This is a genomic window from Actinomadura sp. K4S16, assembly GCF_008327685.1.
Taxonomy (GTDB): domain Bacteria; phylum Actinomycetota; class Actinomycetes; order Streptosporangiales; family Streptosporangiaceae; genus Spirillospora.
The window spans coordinates 129,396-146,323 of the sequence record NZ_BDDE01000014.1 but is presented as its reverse complement, the minus strand read 5'-3'; the positions used below and the strand labels follow the sequence as shown (position 1 = coordinate 146,323).

Genomic DNA, 16,928 nt, shown 5'->3' with positions numbered 1-16,928 from the left:
AGACTTCCGTCCGCCCCGCCCGGCGGCACTGGGCCCAGAACCCGGGCCGGGGGTGTACCTGACGACACCTGGCGCGGTGGACTTGCGGAGGTATATTCGACGCGTGCTCCAATAGCGGGAGGTGCCCCCCATGCCGGACCCCGTGCCTGACGCTCTGCCCGCGTCCGCGCCTAACGCCGCCCCCGCGCCGGACGCCGAGGTCGCGATCATCGGGGCCGGGCTGAGCGGGATCGGGATGGGGATCGCGCTCCGGCGCGCCGGCATCGATGACTTCGTCATCCTGGAGCGCGCCGGGGACATAGGCGGAACGTGGCGCGACAACGTCTACCCCGGCATCGGTGTGGACGTGCCCGCGCAGGCCTACCAGTTCAGCTTCGCCCTCAACCCGCGCTGGAGCCGGGTGTTCGCGCCCGGCTCCGAGGTCAGGGAGTACATCGACGGGCTCGCCGACCGGTACGGCATGCGCCGCCACGTCCGCCTGCGCACCGAGGTCACCGAGCGCGTTTGGGACGAGGACGCCGCGCTCTGGCGGCTGCGCACGCCCGGCGGGGAGGTGACGGCGCGCTTCGTGGTCAGCGCGATCGGCGCGTTCGTCGATCCCAAGCCGCCCGGCATCGCGGGCCTCGACGACTTCACGGGCACGGTGCTGCGCTCGTCCGCCTGGGACCACGGCTACGACCTGGCCGGCAAGCGGGTCGCGGTCATCGGGACGGGCGCGAGCGCCGTCCAGATCATCCCGGAGATCGCGCCGCGGACCGCGCGCCTCGACGTCTACCAGCGCACCCCCATCTGGGTGGGTCCGAAGCTGGACGGGCCCGTCCCGCGCCCGGTCCGCCGGCTGTTCCGGCGCGCCCCGCGCGTCCAGGACGCCGTGCGCCGGGCGGCCACGCGGGGCGTCGAGATGGTCCTCGTCGACCTGGTCGTCGGGCACGGCAGGAAGCCCTACCTCGCGCACGGCGGCGCGCGGCTCGCCCGTTCGCTCTGGTACCGGACGCAGGTCAAAGACCCCGAGACGCGCCGGAGGCTCACGCCCGGCTACGGACTCGGCTGCAAGCGCCCCTCCGTCTCCAACACCTACCTCAGGACCTTCAACCGGCCCGACGTCGCGCTGGTCACCGACGCCATCGACCGGGTCACCGCCACGGGCGTCCGCACCGTGGACGGCCGTGAGCGCGACGTGGACGCGATCGTCCTCGCGACGGGGTTCCGCCTGGCCAGCGACCCCGAGGTCTACCGCCGGACGCCGGTCCGCGGCCGCGGCGGCTTCGACCTCGCGACCTTCTACGCGGAGAACCGGCTCGCGTCCTACGAGGGCATCAGCATCCCAGGCCTCCCCAACCACTTCATGATGTTCGGCCCGTACGGCTGGGTCGGCGGCACCTGGCACCAGCTCGTCGAGACGACCTCGGCCCACGTCGTCCGCGTGATCCAGGAGGCCCGCCGCCGGGGCGCGGTCTCGGTGGAGGTCCGTCCCGAACCGACCGAGCGCTGGACGAACCGCATGCGCGACCGGCTCGCCGGCTCGCTGTGGGCGACCAACGGCTGCGCCACCGCCAACAGCTACTACTTCGACCACCACGGCGACACGCCCTACCTGCGGCCGACGAGCGCCGCGCAGGCCGCGCACGCCGCACGCACGTTCCCGCTGGACGACTACGCCTACTCGGCACCCGACACATCCCCCGCGTCCGAGGAGAGGTCCGCATGACAGAGCGCGCCATCCAGACCCGCCGCGTCGCCTTCGACCACCCGAAGGGGTCCCTGCGCCACCACTACGTCGACGGCGACCTGGTCATGAGCCACCTCGTGGCCCTGCTGTCGGCGACGTTCCCGCCGGGCGAGGACTTCTTCGTCCGCTCGGTGCGGCACTACCGCGACCGCGTCACCGACCCCGAACTCGCCGCGCAGGTGCGCGGCTTCATCGGGCAGGAGGTCGTCCACGGGCGCGAACACGACCACCTCAACCGGACGCTCCGCGAGATGGGCTACCCCACCCACCGGATCTCCGCCGTCGTCAAGCGGGACCTCCGCCTGGCCGACCGGTTCCTGCCGCCGATCGTCCGCCTCGGCTTCACCGCCGGGCTGGAGCACTACACCGCGACCATGGCCGAGTGCCTGCTCTCCGACCCCCGCGCGCAGAGGCTGCTCGGCGACACCAGCGTCCGGTCGATCCTGCTGTGGCACGCGCTGGAGGAGTCGGAGCACAAGGCCGTCGCGTTCGACGTCTTCCGGCAGGTCGGCGGCACCGAGCGCACCCGGATCCGGACGATGCGGGTCATCAGCGCGGGGTTCCTGTTCCTCGTGGTCACCGGCACGTTCATCTCGCTGCTGGGCGACCCCGCGACCTACCGTCCCGGCCGTCTGCTCCGCAGCCTCGCCGCGCTGCGGCACTCGCCGTTCCTGAAGCGCGAGGTCATCCGGCGGCTGCGCGCCTACAACAAGCCCGGCTTCCACCCGGACGACTTCGACAGCACGGACCTGCTGGAACGCTGGCGCGAGGAGCTGTTCGGCGCCGATGGCACCCTCACCGCCAACCTCAAATGACACCGCCGACCTCGAAACACCGAGGTCCGGGACGCGGGGAGCAGGCCCAAGTCCCGGACGGCGGGTTCGCCAAGACGAGAGCGGGGAGCAGGGGAGCGGACGCGGGTCAGAAGTGGAAGACGTGGCCGCCGGTCTCGACGTTCGCGCAGGCGGCGTTGATGTAGCGCGCGCTGGTGGAGATGAACATTCCGCGCCACCGGCCCACCACGCTGGCGGTGACCGGGTCGTAGTACTGCGGGCAGGTGGCCCCCGGCACCCGGGGGATCTTCCGGAAGTCGCCGCCGGCCTTGATGAGGTCGGCGCAGGCCGCCTCGGCGTCCGGGTGGGTGCCGCCGGTCGGCTCGCACTCCAGCGTCACGGACTTGGCGGCGGGGCCCGTGCTGATGTCGGGGGCGATGCTCACGGTGAGCTGGGTGACCGCGGCGGCGTTCGCGGGGACGGCGAGGGCCGCCACCGTGCCGAAGGCCAGGGTGACCGCTCCTAATGCGGTGCGCATGACGTCTTGTCACGAGGGGTTGATGACCGTGCGGTCTCCGTCCGACTCGTACGCCACGACCTGCACCACCGGCAGCCGGGCCGAAGCTCCGCCGCGCGGGCCCGGCACCACGAGCAGGGGCGTCCCGTCCGCCGTGTCCTCGTGGGAGCCCAGCTCGCCGACCGCCTTCAGCCGCGTGACGCCGGAGCCCGCCGCGGCCACCAGGTACCAGCGACGCGGCGACCGCCACCACACGGCGGCGGCCGTCGTCCCGGCGGGCGAGGAGTAGTCGCTGTTCGTCCCGCCCCTCCCGGACATCGCGCGCCCGCTGTCGGACATCAGCACCGAGCCGCCCGGGGCGCCCCACGGCGAGGACGCGTCCACCGTCAGCAGCGTCGCCCGGCCGCCCCCGTCGGGCAGCCCGCCGCTCCACAACCGGCCGAGCCGCAGGTCGCCGGATTCGCTCAGCGTCGCGGCACCTCCGCACGCGACCGCGTGCAGCGCCGCCCACCCGGACCGTCTCGCCTCCTCCGCCGGATCCCGGAACCGCACCCGAGGCGCCGAGGACCGCGGGTCGTTCGAGGCGAACTGCGTGACCGTCCGCGACCCGAACGCCATCTGGAACACCACGTAGTTCTGGCAGCGCGGCATGAACCAGTGCCACGGCAGCCGATCGCTCAGCCCGTCCCGGACCGCCACCGGCCGCCAGTCCGGAGCCCGCCCAGACGGCACCGCCGCGCGCACGTCCCGCAGCCATGGCGGGACGAGGTAACGCCACGTCATGCCCAGCATGATGAGCTGCCCCGCGTCCGTCTCCAGCTTGCGGACGGACTCCACACCGCGCGACAACCGCCGCTCGAAGTACTGCGCCACGCTGGGGGTGTCCCGAGGGCCGGGCGAGTCGCGCAGCACCACCAGGGCCGCGCCGTCCACCGTCCCGGCGTACAGGACGACGACGCGGCCGACCGGGGGATCACGGCGGTCGTCCTGCCACGCGTCGGCTGCCCGGCGCAGCAGCCCCTCGTCATGGAGCAGCCCGCCGTGAGCGGGCCACTCGTAGATGGTCGGCGTACCGGACACCCGCCACGCCCCCGGGTCGACCCTGCCGGGCTCGACGGAACCGCCCGGCCGTGCGATGACGGCCCCGGTGACCAGCAGCAACGCCGCCGCGAGCACGCCCGCCACGGCGGCATGCCGGACGGCCGGGCCGGCGAGCGGCGGCCGAAGCCGCACGAGGTCGGGCTCGAACGCCTCGATCTCGTCGCGCTGCGCCTCCTCGTCCAGCCCGGTCAGCTCGCCGACGAGGGCGGTGGCCCGGTCGACGTCCTGGAAGTCGACCGGGTGCTGGTCGCCCAGCTCCGCGACGACTTCGGGAGCGGTGAGGCCGTCCCGACGCAGCAGATAGAGGAGCCGCTCGCGCGGCGCCAGTTCCAGTAAGGCCTCCCGGACCGGCCCTCGCGGCGTCCGCGCGGGCTCGAAGAGGGGCCGATGCCCAGGGAGCCGTCCGGTGGGCGGGTCGTCGAGCAGAATCGTCACGAGCCGGGCCCGCATGGTCGGGTACTCGCCACGCCGTCCACGGACGGCCCTGGCGACGGCCCGGCGAGCCTGCCCGAGCGGATCGTTCCCGTCGTCCAGAACTAGGTAAGCGAGCCGCAAAAGGCGGCCGTAGTGCTCACGCTCCATCCGTCGCACCGCCCCTCTCCTACTCGCATTGTGCGCTCCAGCGGACGAAAACCAGATGCGTTCCGGAACGCGCGCCGGCGTCCGGCACCTACGCCTCCAGCAATGGGCCCTCCCAGCGCTGTCCTGGTGCCCTACGGGGCGGCGGTCCGGCTCAGTCCGTGGGAGTCGACCCGAGCCCGATGCCGTCCAGCTCGGTCAGGTCGTCATGGGAGAGGGAGAGTCCCGCGCCCGCGACGTTCTCGCGCAGGTGCGCCGTCGACGAGGTGCCGGGGATGAGCAGGATGTTCGCTGATCGCCGCAGCAGCCAGGCCAGTGCGACGGACATCGGCGTCGCCTCCGACCGGGCGGCGACCGCCGAGAGCGCCGAGGACTGGAGCGGGGTGAAGCCCCCGAGGGGGAAGAAGGGCACGTACGCGACGCCGTCAGTGGCGAGCCGGTCGATGAGCTCGTCGTCGTGGCGGTGGGCGAGGTTGTACATGTTCTGCACGCACACGATCGGCGCGATGCTCTGCGCCTCGGTGACCTGCTCCTCGGTGGCGTTGCTGACCCCGAGATGGCGGATCAGGCCCTCCTGCTGGAGTTCGACCAGCGTTCCGAACGCCTCGGCGAGCGAGCCGGGCCGGGGGCCTTCGGCGTTGCCGAGCCGGAGGTTGACCAGGTCGAGCACGTCGAGCCCGAGGGACTCCAGGTTGTCGTGGACCTGGCGCCGCAGGTCCTCGGGGCGCCGGGCCGGAGGCCAGCCGCCCTGTTCGTCGCGGGTCGCGCCCACCTTGGTCGCGATGTGCAGCGACTCGGGATACGGGTGCAGCGCCTGGTGGATCAACTGGTTGGTGACCCGCGGTCCGTAAGCGGCGCTGGTGTCGATGTGAGTGATGCCGAGGTCGACCGCTTCGCGCAGAACGGCCAGGGCGGCATCGCGATCGGCGGGCGGCCCCATGACCCATGGACCGGCCAGTTGCATGGCGCCGTAGCCGAACCGGGTGACGGTCAGGTCGCCCAGAGTCCAGGTACCGCCGGGAAGAGAGAGGGAAGGGGTGCTCATCCTGTTGCCTTTCGTCGCGCACTTGAAGGGGGTGGCGTCGGCGGCGCCACCTGCATCAGTATTGGAGAGCTACTTCCCATCAGGAAGTAGGCACTCTGGAGTGCGTAACCCACCCGTCGGTGAGAGGTGCCATCAGTGACGACGATGAAGGCGGCACAGAAGAGGGATCAGGCCAAGGTCGAGTACAACGCGTTCCTGGCGGCATGCCCCAGCCGGAAGCTGCTCGACCGGATCTCGAACAAATGGGTGGTCCTGATCCTGTGTGCGCTGGGCGGCGACGACGGCGCCGGCCAGGCCGGTGCAGCACACGCGGACGCTCCGAAGGCGATGCGCTACTCCGAGATCTCTCGTCTTCTGGCCGGGGTCAGCCAGAAGATGCTGACCCAGACGCTGCGGTCGCTTGAGCGCGATGGTCTGCTGACCCGTACCGTGACGCCGACGGTCCCCGTCACCGTCTCCTACGAGCTGACCGACCTCGGACTCTCGCTGCACAACATGACGCGCGGGCTCCGAAGCTGGGCGCAGACGCACATGGACGAGGTCCAGGCGAACCGCGAGAACTACGACGCTCGCATCTCCTGACGACCGACCCGAGCCGCTCGCACGTCCTCCCAGGTGAAGCCTGATCTTCAGATTCCGGACGCGGTTTCTGTTATCCGTACAGGGCCCGAGGGTCTCCCAGGTGTCCGGCAATTCACCTGGAACCCATGAAGGCAGGCTTACGTGAGCGAGAGGAACAACACGGGGTCGAGACGGAGCCCCCGGACGCGCCGCGGGAGCTACGGACGGGCGCCGCGTCCGAGCGAACAGGCGCCGCGTCCGAGCGGACGGGCGTCGCGTCCGAGCGGGCGGTGGTGGGCCGCCATCGGAGCGAGCGCGAGCGTGCTCGCCCTGACCGGCGGGATCGCCTACGGCCTCACCGGCTCTTCCGAGGGCCCGGCCGACTCCCGCCCGGTCGCCGACCACGCGGCACCCGCGCCCGCCTCGCCGTCCCCCGCCAAGACGAACGTGACGGCCGCCAAGCCCAAGGCCGCCAAGACGGCCAAGCGCTCGACCGTGGCGAAGAAGCCCGCGAAGCACACCACGAAGCGTCCGCCGAAGAAGAAGCGGCCGACCACGCAGGTGCCCCGTTCCACGGCACCCGGCGGCGGCAGCGGCGGCGGCACGCTCGCCCAGCAGGTCGTCTCCCTGACCAACGCCGAGCGCGCCAAGAACGGATGCGGCGCACTGACGGTCGACTCCCGGCTCCAGGCCGCCGCGCAGGGCCACTCGAACGACATGGTCGCCCGCAACTTCTTCGACCACACCAACCCCAGCGGCAAGAACCCCGGCGACCGGATCACCGCCGCCGGCTACCGCTGGTCCACCTACGGCGAGAACATCGCCTACGGCCAGCGGACCCCCGCCGCCGTGATGTCGGCGTGGATGAACAGCTCCGGCCATCGGGCCAACATCCTGAACTGCAAGTTCAAGAACATCGGCGTGGGCGTCACGCTCAAGGCCGGAACCCCCTACTGGACGCAGAACTTCGGCACCCGCTGAGGCATGCGGAGGCGCGGAGGCGTGCGCACCGGTCGGAGGCCGCCCGGGCGCGCGCCTCCTGTTGTCGGCGCTCGCACATGACGCCGCGGACAGCGGCCGTGGCCATCGCGCGCCACACATCGCACAGACCACCTCCCCTCAGCACCATGCGTCCGGCTCCATCCGCACGAGAGTGTCCGGGGCATGTGGGATCGTTCCGGACGGACACATCCAGACCATCCATGCGAGCCCAGGAGCAGCGATGACAGGTCTCGTGCGCTGGCACATCACGATGTCGCTCGACGGATTCATCACCGGACCGGGTGAGTCGATGGACTTCGTCTCCGGGCACGCGGATCGGATGCCCGCCTCGGCGCGGGAGGTGGTCCGCACGACCGGAGCCCTGCTGGCCGGACGCAACTGGTACGACGTGGCGATGGAGCGCTACAACGGGCTCGACGGCGTCTACGGCGGGGCCTGGCGCGGGCCGGTGTTCGTCATGACGCACCGGTCCGCGCCGGAGGCCGCCGATCCGTCGATCACGTTCCTGGCCGGTGCGATCGAAACGGGCCTCGCCGCGGCGCGCGAGGCGGCCGACGGACGCGACGTCGTGGTCTTCGGCGCGGACGTCGCCCGCCAATGCCTGAAGGCCGGACTGCTCGACGAGATCCTCGTGCACTTGGCCCCCGTCCTGCTCGGCGACGGCGTGCGCCTGGTCTCCGACCCAACGCTCCGAGTAGACCTTGAACGCACCGAACTCGGCGAGACGGGCGGGCTCACCGACCTCCGGTTCCGCGTGCTGAAGTGATCGCGGTGTCCACACGCATCCGGTCACGGCGCGACGATCGCGGGACCGGGAGCGGGCCGGAACGCCGTCCGTCACGGGACGGATACGCTGGGCGATCTCATTTCGGTGGTCGCGGAGGGGTGCCATGTCCGAGCGGGTCGGCCGGTTCCTGTCTCCGGACGCGGAGCGGCGCTTCCGCGAGGCCTACTCGGAAGGAATGCGGCTCCTGCCGGAACCGGCCGGGGTCCACGACGTCGGTACGGCGTTCGGTGAGGTCCGCGTGTACCGGTTCGGGTCCGCGCCCGGCGTGCCGCTCGTCCTCCTGCACGGCACCAACGGGACGACGGTCTCCTGGGAGCCCAACATCGAGCCGCTCGCCCAGCGCCGCACCGTCTTCTCCGTCGACCTCCTGGGCGAAGCCGGGGCCGGCGTCCAGACGGCTCCCATACGGAACGCCGACGACCAGGCCGCTTGGCTTGACCAGACGCTGGAGGGCCTCGGCCTGGCCCGCGCCCATCTGGTCGGTGTCTCCATGGGCGGCTGGACGGCCTGCAACCTGGCCGTCCGGCGTCCTCAGCGGGTGGCTTCGGCGACGCTGCTCGATCCCATCAACACGCTCGCCCGCATGCCGCTCGGCCTGATCCTGCGCACGGTGCCCACCCTGATCCCGGGTTTGTCCCGGTGGGCGACGCCACGCTTCCTGCGTTACATCGACGGCCAGGGCACCGACCCGCTCGCGGAGCCGGTCGGCCGGGTCATCGACGCGGCGATGCGCGGGTACCGCAAGGCGACACCGCAACCCGCCCTGTTCAAGGACGACTCACTCCGTTCGCTGCCCATGCCGGTCCTCGCCGTCGTCGCCGGCCGCAGCGTCATCCACGATCCCGCGACCGCCCAGGAACGAGCCCGCCGATTGATCCCGCACGTCCAGGCGGAACTGTGGCCCGAAGCGACGCACGCCATCTCCGGCCAATGCGCCGACCGCGTCAACGAACGCGTCCTGCAGTTCACCGCTGAGGTCGACTCACACCAATGAGACGTCGCGTGACCGGGAATCCGTCGCGACACGCTTGACGGACTCTCTGACCACGTCCAACGCCGCCGCCCGTTCCTGGTCGTTCATGTGGGCCGCGCCGTAGGTGACCACCGGGTCGAGCACCTGGTAGCCGACGAACTCCAGCATTCCGCGGTGGATGTGGAACAGGAAGTCGTCCATCGGGCCGAAGGCGCCGCCAGGCCGGAACGACTCCCTGGACCCGCCGGTCGTGAACAGCAGCATCGCCCGCTTTCCGACGAGCGCCGCGTCCTCGAAGAGCCCGTGGTCCCCGCCGAAGACCGCGCCCATCACGAAGACCCGGTCCACCCATCCCTTGAGGATGGCGGGCAGCGAGAACCACCACATCGGGAACGACAACACCAGCAGGTCGGCGGCGAGCAACCGGTCAAGGTGCGCCTGGACGGCCGCGTCGAGCGTCCCGTCCCTGACCGCGCGCATCTGCTCGGCCTGCGGCTTGAAGTGGCCTTCCACCCCTGCGAACTCATCGCGGACGAGCGTCGGGGCCCATGCGTCGGCGTAGAGGTCGAGGACGTCGACCCGGTATCCGGCGTCGCACAGGGCCTGCGCCGCGGTCGCCATCTGGGCGGAGGTGAACGAGGCGGGTTCGGGGTGCGCGTGGACGATCAGGGCACTGGGCGCGGCATCAGGAGTCGACATGAGGAAATCATATCGACATATCGCGATTCGTCAATCAAACGGTGATGGCGAGCGCCTCCGCCAGTCGCGCCACCCGCTCCTCGTCGCGCCGGTAGTGGGTCCACTTGCCCACCCGGGTGGAACGCACCAGCCCGGCCCGTTCGAGCGTGCTCATGTAGCTGGACACGGTCGACTGGGCGAGCCCCGCCTTCGCCTGGATGTGCGTGACGCACACGCCGACCGCCTGGCGGTCCGCGATCGGCTCCCAATCGCCGAAGTGCCTCTCGGGGTCCTTGAGCCACTGCATGATCTGCAATCGCGCGGGATTCCCGAGGGCCTTGAACGCCTCGATCAGCTCCTCGGCACCCAACTCCGCCACCGCCGCCATGCGCCCATCCCCTCGTCAATCAAACCGACGGACCACGATATCTCGATGCAGAGGGGCGGCGGGGAGCCCACAGCCGCCTTCAACGAGGGCCGGGCGTTCAGCGAACCACCGACCGGATGAGCGTCTGTGGCGTGATCGCCTCCACGTCCTGGGTGGTCATCCGCTCACCACCGCGACCTTGCCGCGCAGCGTCTGCCGCGTCGCACTACCTGGACGACTGGCCGCAGCGCACTGGCCACGGTCCTGCGACGGCGGACGTCCTGCCTCATACGGGACACCGACCGAGCGCGACGGCAGTGGCCCGCTTCCGTTCATCATCCGGGGTCAGGCGAGGCGGTCGGCTTTGGCGAGCAGGTAGCGCTGTTCGACCTGGTTGCCGGTCAGGGCGGCCGCCTGGCGGTACAGGTCGGCTGCGGTGGCGGTGTCGCCGGTCATCTGGAGGAGGTGGGCGCGTACCGCACGTTCACGTTGCCGGGTCAGGGGCTCCCGGTCCAGGTGGTGCCGGCTGTTGAGATCGTCCAGAAGGGCCAGCCCTCGGGCCGGTCCGTACGCTTGGGCGACCGCCACCACGCGGCTGAGCCGGACGGGCGCGGTGGGGACGAGCCGTTCGAGCCAGAGGTACAGCATCGCGATCTGCGGCCAGTCGGTCTCCTGCGGCGACGCCGCCGCCGCGTGCACGGACGCGATGGCCGCCTGAAGCCGGTACGGGCCCGCCGCACCGCGGTTCCAGACGCTGTCGATCAGCTCGGTGCCCTCGCGGATCAGCTCGGGGTCCCACCGCGCGCGGTCCTGCTCGTCCAGCGGCACGAGTTCGTGGTCGGCGCCGGTGCGCGCGTCCCGCCGTGAGTCGGTGAGCAGCATCAACGCCAGCAGGCCGGTCGCCTCGGCGTCGTCCGGGAGCGAGGCGCGGAGCATGCGGGCCAGCCGGATCGCCTCCCGGGTCAGGTCGACGCGGGCGAGCTCGCGACCCGCCGTGGCCGTGTAGCCCTCGTTGAAGACGAGGTAGAGCACCTGCATCACGGCGGCCGTCCGAGCGTCCCGGTCGGCGTCGGTCGGCGGGGTGAAGCGGGCGCCGGCACGGGCGAGCTGCTGTTTGGCGCGGCTGATCCGCGTGCCCATGGTGGCCTCGGACGTGCCGAGGGCGTGCGCGACCTCGGCGGTCGTCAGGCCGCCGACCGCACGCAGGGTCAGCGCGACCTGGGACGTGGTGCTCAGCGCGGGGTGGCAGCACAGCATCAGCAGGGTGAGGCTGTCGTCCATCTCCTGCGGGGGACCGGCCTGGCGGGACGGTTCCCGCATGGCCAGCTCCGCCATCCCGGCTTCGGTCTCGCGCCGGCGCCGGGCCTGGTCGGAGCGGAGCAGGTCGACCATCCGCCGGTAGCCGATCCTGATCAGCCGGCTCCGCGGATCGCTCGGCACGCCGTGGGCGGACCAGTCCCGGCCCGCGGCCAGCAGCGCCTCCTGGACGGCGTCCTCGGCGATGTCGAAGCGGCCGAAGCGCCGCACCAGGGCGCCGAGCACCTGCGGCGCCTCCGTGCGCAGCAGATGCTCGACCTCGCCGTTCACGCCGTGAACTCCTCCCCCATGATCGGCCGGATCTCGATCGGCTCGCCGAGCACCTCGACGATCCGCGAGGCGATCTCCACGGCGCGCTCCCGGCCGGTCACGTCGACCACGGCGAAGCTGGCCAGGACCTCCTTGAGCTCGGCGAACGGCCCGTCGGTCGCGACCACGCCGCCCGGTCCCCTGCGGACCGTGGTGCTCACCACCGGATGGCCGAGGCCCTCGCCGGCGACGAACTCGCCGGTCTCGGTCAGTTCCCGCTGGAACTCCTGGTACGCGGCGAACGCGGCGAGCGCCTCCTCCGACGGGGTGTCGGCGGTCGCGGCGTCCCAGGCGGCGGCCGGGGTGTAGCTGAGCAGCAGGTATTTCATGGCGATCCTCTCCTTGCCTCACCAGTGTGCGGGACCGGGTTCCAGCCGTCTAACCAGGTCAAGCCGGGTATGACGGGCGGTGCACGGACACCGCGACGGCGGTCGTCCAACTGAAGGCGACCAGGCCGTTGAGCGCGATCTGCAGGCTCATGTGGTCCGGTGACATCGGCACCAGCAGGACGAGCGCCACGGCGCCGTTCAGCACGGCCGGCCACACGGCCCGCCGGCGCACGCAGCAGACGGTCATCATGACGGCCGCGATGGCCAGCGCGGTGAAGGCGACGGCAGCCGCGACCGAATGCGCGACACCGTGCCAGGACATCCGGGCGACGGGCCCCTCCGGGGTGCCGGCCGGAAAGCCGTTCTCCGGATCCATCGGGAACAGCGCGGGACGACGGGGCGATGGCGGCGGCCATGGATTCCTCCTCTGTCGACGGGTCTCGCCGCTACCTCGGACCCGCGTCCAGGATCTCGACACCATCAGAAAGTGACCTAGGTCACAGATGAGCGCTGTCAGAACCGACCGAGTCGCTCCGAGGTACCCGCGACCACCTACACAGAGGAGGACGCGATGTCCGAGCCCACCACGAGCGAGCCCGCCACGAACGAGGCCGCGCAGCCGAGCGCCGAGGTGCAGGCCCTTGATCGCCTGGTCGGCACCTGGAAGGTCACCGGGGGAGCCGAAGGGACGGTGCGCTACGAGTGGATGCCGGGCCGCCACTTCCTGCTCCAGCACGTCGACCTCATCCAGTCCGGCGAGCCCGTCACCGGCATGGAAGTGATCGGCAAGCTCCGCCCGTTCGGCGAGCCCACCGGCGAGGAGGTGGTGTCGCGGTACTACGACTCGCTCGGCAACACCTTCGACTACGTCTACGAGCTGACCGGCGACGAGCTGACCGGCGGCAAGCTGACCATCTGGGGCGGCGTCCGGGGCGGCCCCGCCTACTTCGAAGGCACCTTCAGCGCCGACGGCGCAACCGTCACCGGCGAATGGGTCTACCCGGGCGGCGGCGGATACCAGTCCACCATGACCCGCCTCTGAGACCCCTCGGACCCGTCTCTGCCATCCAGAACGACCAGGAGCGCCGGACCCTCGACGGCCCGGCGCTCCTAGTCCCCAGCACCGGCAATCCGGCGGCGGGCGACCTCGGCCGAGGCGGTGCGGCCAGGTCGGGCCGCACCGCCACGTCAGCCTGACGGCCCCCGATCAGCGCCAGGCTTGGTAGTGCTGCCAGTTGCAGGGCCAGGTGCGCAGGTGGCTCTCGTCCCCGTGGTCGTCCAGGCACCGGTCGGTCGCCACGCTCTTGATCTGGATGGCGCCTCCCTCGTACGGGGCGATGCGCCACTTCTGGAAGTTGGAGTTGTTGCAGGGGAAGGTGCGCAGGTTCCCCATGTCCCCGTGGTCGTCGAGGCAACGCGCGGTGGCGACGTTCTTCAGGACGCGGGCGTCGCCCACGACGAAGACCTCCCACTTCTGGAAGTTGGAGTTGTTGCAGGGGAACGTGCGCAGGTTCCCCATGCCTCCGTGGTCGTCCAGGCAACGCTTGGTCGCGTCGTTCTGGTAGGTCTGGCGCACCTTGAGGGCCGCGGTGGTGCCGGACGGGGCCGCGGCGTCTCGGGGCGCCGCGTCCGCCGCGCCCGCCACGGCGACGCTTGCCGCGGTGAGGGCGAGGAGCGCCGACCCCATGGCCAGCACGCGAGCCGTACGTGCGGGCAGGGCGGTGGGTATGCGGGTCATGAGTAAGGATCCCTTCGAGGGTTCGTCGGCTGCGGGCGGTTGCGCCGCCGCAGCGAGGGGAGCGTCGCGCCGTCGGCGGTTCGCCTCCGGCGTCTTGCGCTCCACCATCCCGACCTGCGCTGTCGTCCCGGTCACGTCGTGGTCACTCTGGCCCCTGATCTGCGGGTCGATGCGGAGAGTATGCGTTTACTAACGCATTGTTATATCTTGGCATGGTGAACCCCCGGTACGAGTTCGGGATCTTGGGGCCTCTCGAGGCCGTGCGCGACGGCGTGCGCGTGCCGATCCGCGCCGGTCAGCACCGCGTCCTTCTTGCGGCGCTGCTCGTCGACGCGGGCCGGATCGTCTCGGTGGACGCCCTCGCGTTCCGGCTGTGGGGCGACGACCCGCCCCAGGGTGCGCGGAACGCCGTCCAGAACTACGTCCTGCGGCTCCGCCGGACGCTCGGCCCGGGCATCGTGGTCACCGATCGTCGCGGTTACGTGCTCAAGGTGCCGCCCGAGGGCGTGGACGCGCGCCGGTTCGACGCCCTCGTCCGGCAGGGGGCCGCCGCGTCGTCCGCAGGCGACCCCGACAGCGCCGCGGAGCTGCTCGGCGAGGCGCTGGCGCTCTGGAGGGGCGAACCCTTGGCCGACCTGCCCGCGGAACGGTTCCAGGACGTCGTCCCGGCGCTGTGCGAGCGGCATCTCGCCGCGCAGGAGCTGTGGATCGACGCGGTCATGCGGTGCGGACGTCCCGCCGACGTACTGCCGGAGCTGCGGAGGCTGACCGGCCGCCACCCCTTCCGGGAGCGCTTCTGGGCGCAGCAGATGCTGGCCCTCTACCAGTGCGGTCGGCAGGGAGAGGCGCTGGAGCGCTATCGCGAGGTCGCCCGCCTCCTCGCCGACGAACTGGGGATCGATCCCGGGGACGAACTCCGGACGCTGCACCGGCGGATCCTCGCCTCCGCCCCCGAGCTCACCGCGACCCGCCGCGGCTCGCCGGCCGGAGAGGGGCATCTGCCCGCCGAGACGACGTCCTTCGTCGGCCGGGAGATGGAGTTGGCCGAGACGCGCCGCCTGCTGCGCGCGTCGCGCCTGGTCACCCTGACCGGAGTCGGCGGAGTCGGCAAGACGAGGATGGCCCTGCGCGCCGCCGGGCAGATGAGGCCGCACTTCCCCGACGGGGTATGGCTGGCCGACCTGGCCGCGCTGACGGACTCGACGCTGGTGGCGCGCGCCGTCGCCGAGGCGCTGGGGCTCCGCGACCAGTCCGTGCGGTCCGCGATGGACGCCCTGGCCGACCACGTGCGCGATCGGCACCTGCTGCTCGTGCTCGACAACTGCGAGCATCTGGTCGACGCCGTGGCGCGGCTCGTCCAGCGGTTGCTGTGCGCGGCGCCGAGCCTCCGGGTGCTCGCCACCAGCCGTGAGCGGCTGGGCGTACCGGGCGAGCACGTCCTGCTCGTCTCCGGCCTGACGCTCCGGCCCGGCGGTGACGGAGGCGCGTGCGAGGCCGTCCGCCTGCTGAGCGACCGGGCGGCGGCGTGTGCCGCTCCCTTGCGGGACGGCGGTTCCGCCGCCGAACTCTGCCGGCGCCTGGACGGCATCCCGCTGGCCATCGAACTGGCGGCGGTCCGCCTGACGTCCCTCACCGTCGAGGAGATCCTCGAACGCCTGGAGGACCGCTTCCGGCTGCTGTCCGTCCCCCAGTCGCCCGCGACGGACCGCTACCGCCGCACGCTGCGCGGTGTCATGGACCTGAGCTACAACCTGTGCACGCCAGGGGAGCGCCGGCTGTGGCCCCGGCTGTCGGTCTTCGCCGGCAGTTTCGACCTCCGGGCGGCCGAGGCCGTGTGCGCGGGCGACGGCATCGCCCGGGCCGACGTGCTCGACCTGATCACCGGCCTCATCCACAAGTCCGTCGTGGTGGTCGACGGCGACGGCCGCTCCGCGCGCTACCGGCTGCTGGAGACCATCCGCCAGTACGGGCTCGACCGGCTCCGGAGGGACGGCGACGCCGCCGGGTACCGCATACGCCACAGCGACCACTACCACTCCCTCGCGGCGGGCGCCGCCGCCGACTGGTGCAGCCCGCGAGAAGTCGAATGGCTGGACCGGCTGCGCACGGAGGTGCCCAACTTCCGCGCCGCCCTGGGGTTCTGCGTCAACCGCCCGGACCGGGTCCGGACCGGCGCGGACATCGCCGCCGACCTCACGCGCACCCGGTCCTGGTTCTTCAGCGGAACGCTGGGCGAGGCGCGCCACTGGCTCGAAAGCCTCGCGGCCGGTCTCGGCCCCGGCGTCCGCGAAGAGACGATCATGGTGACGGTCATGAAGGCCTTCATCGCGTCCATCCAGGGGGACCAGGCGGCCGCCGAGACGTTCATGAACGAGTGCCGCGACCTGGGCGCGCAGGCTCCCCCCGTGGCCTATGTCGAGGGCGTCCAGATGCTGCTGGCGCACGGTGACCCCGCCTGCATCGAGCGGTTGGCCCGCGCCCGCGAGGGCCTGCGGGACGCGGGCCACATCGGCGACGCCCACATGGCCACCATGTTCTGGGCGATGGCGGCCGCGTTCCTCGGGCACCAGAGCACCGCCGTGTCCGCATGCGAAACCTATGTAGCCGAGGCCGACGCCTCCGGAGCCGAGTGGGCGCGCACCTGGGCCCAATGGGCCACGGGCCTCACCGCCCTCCTGCACGGCGACCCGGCGACTGCGCTCACACCACTCTGCGACGCCCTCCTGCGGCAACGGGCCATGAACGACCGCTGGGGCCCTGCTTGGGGCGTCGAGACGCTCGCCTGGACGGCGAGCGTCCTAGGGAACCACCATCACGCCGCCCGCCTGCTGGGGGCCGCGCGCCGCCAGCGCCAGGTGACCGGCGCCGCGCTCACCGGACTCCGCCCCTTCCACCTTCACCACACCCGCACCGAGACCCGGGTGCGCGAGAGCCTGGACCCGGCGGCCTACACCGAAGCCTGGCAACACGGCGCCCGCGCCGCAGACGGCATCGCACTGGCCCTCGCAGTCGCCAACGACCTCCGCCTACAAACGGCAGCAGACCAAAGCACACCTGGGTGACCGGACGTACCGACAGGCACCCGTCTAAGGCGCCCGGCCGTCGCGGCTTTCCCGTCGGCCG

General features: G+C 71.8%; 17 protein-coding genes. 8 read left to right on the top strand and 9 right to left on the bottom strand.

Translation table 11 applies throughout. The features are described from left to right. Positions 1 to 130 precede the first annotated feature (130 nt). Together K4S16_RS19030 and K4S16_RS19025 are read left to right on the top strand one after the other, a co-directional pair. Positions 131 to 1,708, top strand: a complete 1,578-nt coding sequence (locus tag K4S16_RS19030; protein WP_149260327.1) for an NAD(P)/FAD-dependent oxidoreductase — start codon at positions 131 to 133, stop codon at positions 1,706 to 1,708. Beyond that, on the top strand, positions 1,705 to 2,544 hold the full coding sequence (locus K4S16_RS19025; protein ID WP_149260326.1) for a metal-dependent hydrolase: 840 nt from the start codon (positions 1,705 to 1,707) through the stop codon (positions 2,542 to 2,544). The genes K4S16_RS19030 and K4S16_RS19025 overlap by 4 nt, the downstream gene beginning before the upstream one ends. Positions 2,545 to 2,650: 106 nt before the next feature. On the opposite strand, the gene K4S16_RS19020 is transcribed toward K4S16_RS19025, so the two are convergent. From K4S16_RS19020 to K4S16_RS19010, 3 genes are all read right to left on the bottom strand, one after another. Continuing rightward, entirely contained in the window at positions 2,651 to 3,040 is a 390-nt protein-coding gene (locus tag K4S16_RS19020) for an SSI family serine proteinase inhibitor (protein WP_149260325.1), read from the bottom strand. A gap of 9 nt (positions 3,041 to 3,049) precedes the next feature. Further along, positions 3,050 to 4,711, bottom strand: coding sequence for a hypothetical protein (locus K4S16_RS19015; protein ID WP_149260324.1), 1,662 nt, complete (start codon positions 4,709 to 4,711; stop codon positions 3,050 to 3,052). Positions 4,712 to 4,853: 142 nt separating this feature from the next. Continuing rightward, the gene (locus K4S16_RS19010) at positions 4,854 to 5,744 is read right to left on the bottom strand and encodes an aldo/keto reductase family oxidoreductase (RefSeq protein WP_149260323.1); all 891 of its coding nucleotides are present in this window, start codon (positions 5,742 to 5,744) and stop codon (positions 4,854 to 4,856) included. Positions 5,745 to 5,879: 135 nt separating this feature from the next. Here K4S16_RS19010 and K4S16_RS19005 point away from each other — a divergent pair, with 135 nt between their 5' ends. The 4 genes from K4S16_RS19005 to K4S16_RS18990 all read left to right on the top strand — a co-directional run bounded on the left by K4S16_RS19005 (position 5,880) and on the right by K4S16_RS18990 (position 9,088). Beyond that, the gene (locus K4S16_RS19005; RefSeq protein WP_149260322.1) at positions 5,880 to 6,326 is read left to right on the top strand and encodes a helix-turn-helix domain-containing protein; all 447 of its coding nucleotides are present in this window, start codon (positions 5,880 to 5,882) and stop codon (positions 6,324 to 6,326) included. Positions 6,327 to 6,626: 300 nt separating this feature from the next. Then, positions 6,627 to 7,286: a CAP domain-containing protein gene (locus K4S16_RS19000; RefSeq protein WP_149260321.1), complete on the top strand. Its 660-nt coding sequence runs from the start codon at positions 6,627 to 6,629 to the stop codon at positions 7,284 to 7,286. Positions 7,287 to 7,527: 241 nt separating this feature from the next. Further along, positions 7,528 to 8,073 carry a dihydrofolate reductase family protein gene (locus K4S16_RS18995; RefSeq protein ID WP_149260320.1) on the top strand — a complete coding sequence of 182 codons (546 nt, stop codon included), beginning with the start codon at positions 7,528 to 7,530 and terminating at the stop codon, positions 8,071 to 8,073. A 124-nt stretch (positions 8,074 to 8,197) separates the two neighbouring features. After that, on the top strand, positions 8,198 to 9,088 hold the full coding sequence (locus K4S16_RS18990) for an alpha/beta fold hydrolase (protein ID WP_149260319.1): 891 nt from the start codon (positions 8,198 to 8,200) through the stop codon (positions 9,086 to 9,088). Here the strand turns inward: K4S16_RS18990 and K4S16_RS18985 are convergent. The 5 genes from K4S16_RS18985 to K4S16_RS18965 form a co-directional block, all read right to left on the bottom strand. Next, positions 9,077 to 9,766, bottom strand: coding sequence for an NAD(P)H-dependent oxidoreductase (locus K4S16_RS18985; protein ID WP_149260318.1), 690 nt, complete (start codon positions 9,764 to 9,766; stop codon positions 9,077 to 9,079). The genes K4S16_RS18990 and K4S16_RS18985 overlap by 12 nt on opposite strands. Before the next feature lie 34 nt (positions 9,767 to 9,800). Next, on the bottom strand, positions 9,801 to 10,133 hold the full coding sequence (locus K4S16_RS18980) for a helix-turn-helix transcriptional regulator (protein ID WP_149260317.1): 333 nt from the start codon (positions 10,131 to 10,133) through the stop codon (positions 9,801 to 9,803). Positions 10,134 to 10,457: 324 nt separating this feature from the next. Continuing rightward, positions 10,458 to 11,699 carry an RNA polymerase sigma factor gene (locus K4S16_RS18975; protein WP_149260316.1) on the bottom strand — a complete coding sequence of 414 codons (1,242 nt, stop codon included), beginning with the start codon at positions 11,697 to 11,699 and terminating at the stop codon, positions 10,458 to 10,460. Then, the gene (locus K4S16_RS18970) at positions 11,696 to 12,067 is read right to left on the bottom strand and encodes a YciI family protein (protein ID WP_149260315.1); all 372 of its coding nucleotides are present in this window, start codon (positions 12,065 to 12,067) and stop codon (positions 11,696 to 11,698) included. Before K4S16_RS18970 ends, K4S16_RS18975 begins: the two co-directional genes overlap by 4 nt. Positions 12,068 to 12,125: 58 nt before the next feature. Then, the gene (locus tag K4S16_RS18965; RefSeq protein WP_235036914.1) at positions 12,126 to 12,443 is read right to left on the bottom strand and encodes a hypothetical protein; all 318 of its coding nucleotides are present in this window, start codon (positions 12,441 to 12,443) and stop codon (positions 12,126 to 12,128) included. Positions 12,444 to 12,638: 195 nt separating this feature from the next. Between K4S16_RS18965 and K4S16_RS18960 the strand changes: the two genes are divergently transcribed. Next, positions 12,639 to 13,109, top strand: coding sequence for a hypothetical protein (locus K4S16_RS18960; RefSeq protein ID WP_149260313.1), 471 nt, complete (start codon positions 12,639 to 12,641; stop codon positions 13,107 to 13,109). Between the two features lie 165 nt (positions 13,110 to 13,274). Here the strand turns inward: K4S16_RS18960 and K4S16_RS18955 are convergent, their stop codons facing one another. Beyond that, entirely contained in the window at positions 13,275 to 13,805 is a 531-nt protein-coding gene (locus tag K4S16_RS18955) for an RICIN domain-containing protein (protein ID WP_160160956.1), read from the bottom strand. Positions 13,806 to 14,017: 212 nt separating this feature from the next. On the opposite strand from K4S16_RS18955, the gene K4S16_RS18950 reads away from it, so the two are divergent. Further along, positions 14,018 to 16,867 (top strand): BTAD domain-containing putative transcriptional regulator, encoded by a 2,850-nt coding sequence (locus K4S16_RS18950; protein WP_149260311.1) that lies wholly within the window; start codon positions 14,018 to 14,020, stop codon positions 16,865 to 16,867. Positions 16,868 to 16,928 lie beyond the last annotated feature (61 nt).

Excerpts from the sequence above, each read along its gene's own strand:
- K4S16_RS19030 (WP_149260327.1), top strand. The coding sequence starts at position 131 with ATGCCGGACCCCGTGCCTGACGCTCTGCCCGCGTCCGCGCCTAACGCC.
- K4S16_RS19025 (WP_149260326.1), top strand. The coding sequence starts at position 1,705 with ATGACAGAGCGCGCCATCCAGACCCGCCGCGTCGCCTTCGACCACCCG.
- K4S16_RS19020 (WP_149260325.1), bottom strand. The coding sequence starts at position 3,040 with ATGCGCACCGCATTAGGAGCGGTCACCCTGGCCTTCGGCACGGTGGCG.
- K4S16_RS19010 (WP_149260323.1), bottom strand. The coding sequence starts at position 5,744 with ATGAGCACCCCTTCCCTCTCTCTTCCCGGCGGTACCTGGACTCTGGGC.
- K4S16_RS18995 (WP_149260320.1), top strand. The coding sequence starts at position 7,528 with ATGACAGGTCTCGTGCGCTGGCACATCACGATGTCGCTCGACGGATTC.
- K4S16_RS18990 (WP_149260319.1), top strand. The coding sequence starts at position 8,198 with ATGTCCGAGCGGGTCGGCCGGTTCCTGTCTCCGGACGCGGAGCGGCGC.
- K4S16_RS18985 (WP_149260318.1), bottom strand. The coding sequence starts at position 9,766 with ATGTCGACTCCTGATGCCGCGCCCAGTGCCCTGATCGTCCACGCGCAC.
- K4S16_RS18980 (WP_149260317.1), bottom strand. The coding sequence starts at position 10,133 with ATGGCGGCGGTGGCGGAGTTGGGTGCCGAGGAGCTGATCGAGGCGTTC.
- K4S16_RS18970 (WP_149260315.1), bottom strand. The coding sequence starts at position 12,067 with ATGAAATACCTGCTGCTCAGCTACACCCCGGCCGCCGCCTGGGACGCC.
- K4S16_RS18965 (WP_235036914.1), bottom strand. The coding sequence starts at position 12,443 with ATGGATCCGGAGAACGGCTTTCCGGCCGGCACCCCGGAGGGGCCCGTC.
- K4S16_RS18960 (WP_149260313.1), top strand. The coding sequence starts at position 12,639 with ATGTCCGAGCCCACCACGAGCGAGCCCGCCACGAACGAGGCCGCGCAG.
- K4S16_RS18955 (WP_160160956.1), bottom strand. The coding sequence starts at position 13,805 with ATGACCCGCATACCCACCGCCCTGCCCGCACGTACGGCTCGCGTGCTG.
- K4S16_RS18950 (WP_149260311.1), top strand. The coding sequence starts at position 14,018 with ATGGTGAACCCCCGGTACGAGTTCGGGATCTTGGGGCCTCTCGAGGCC.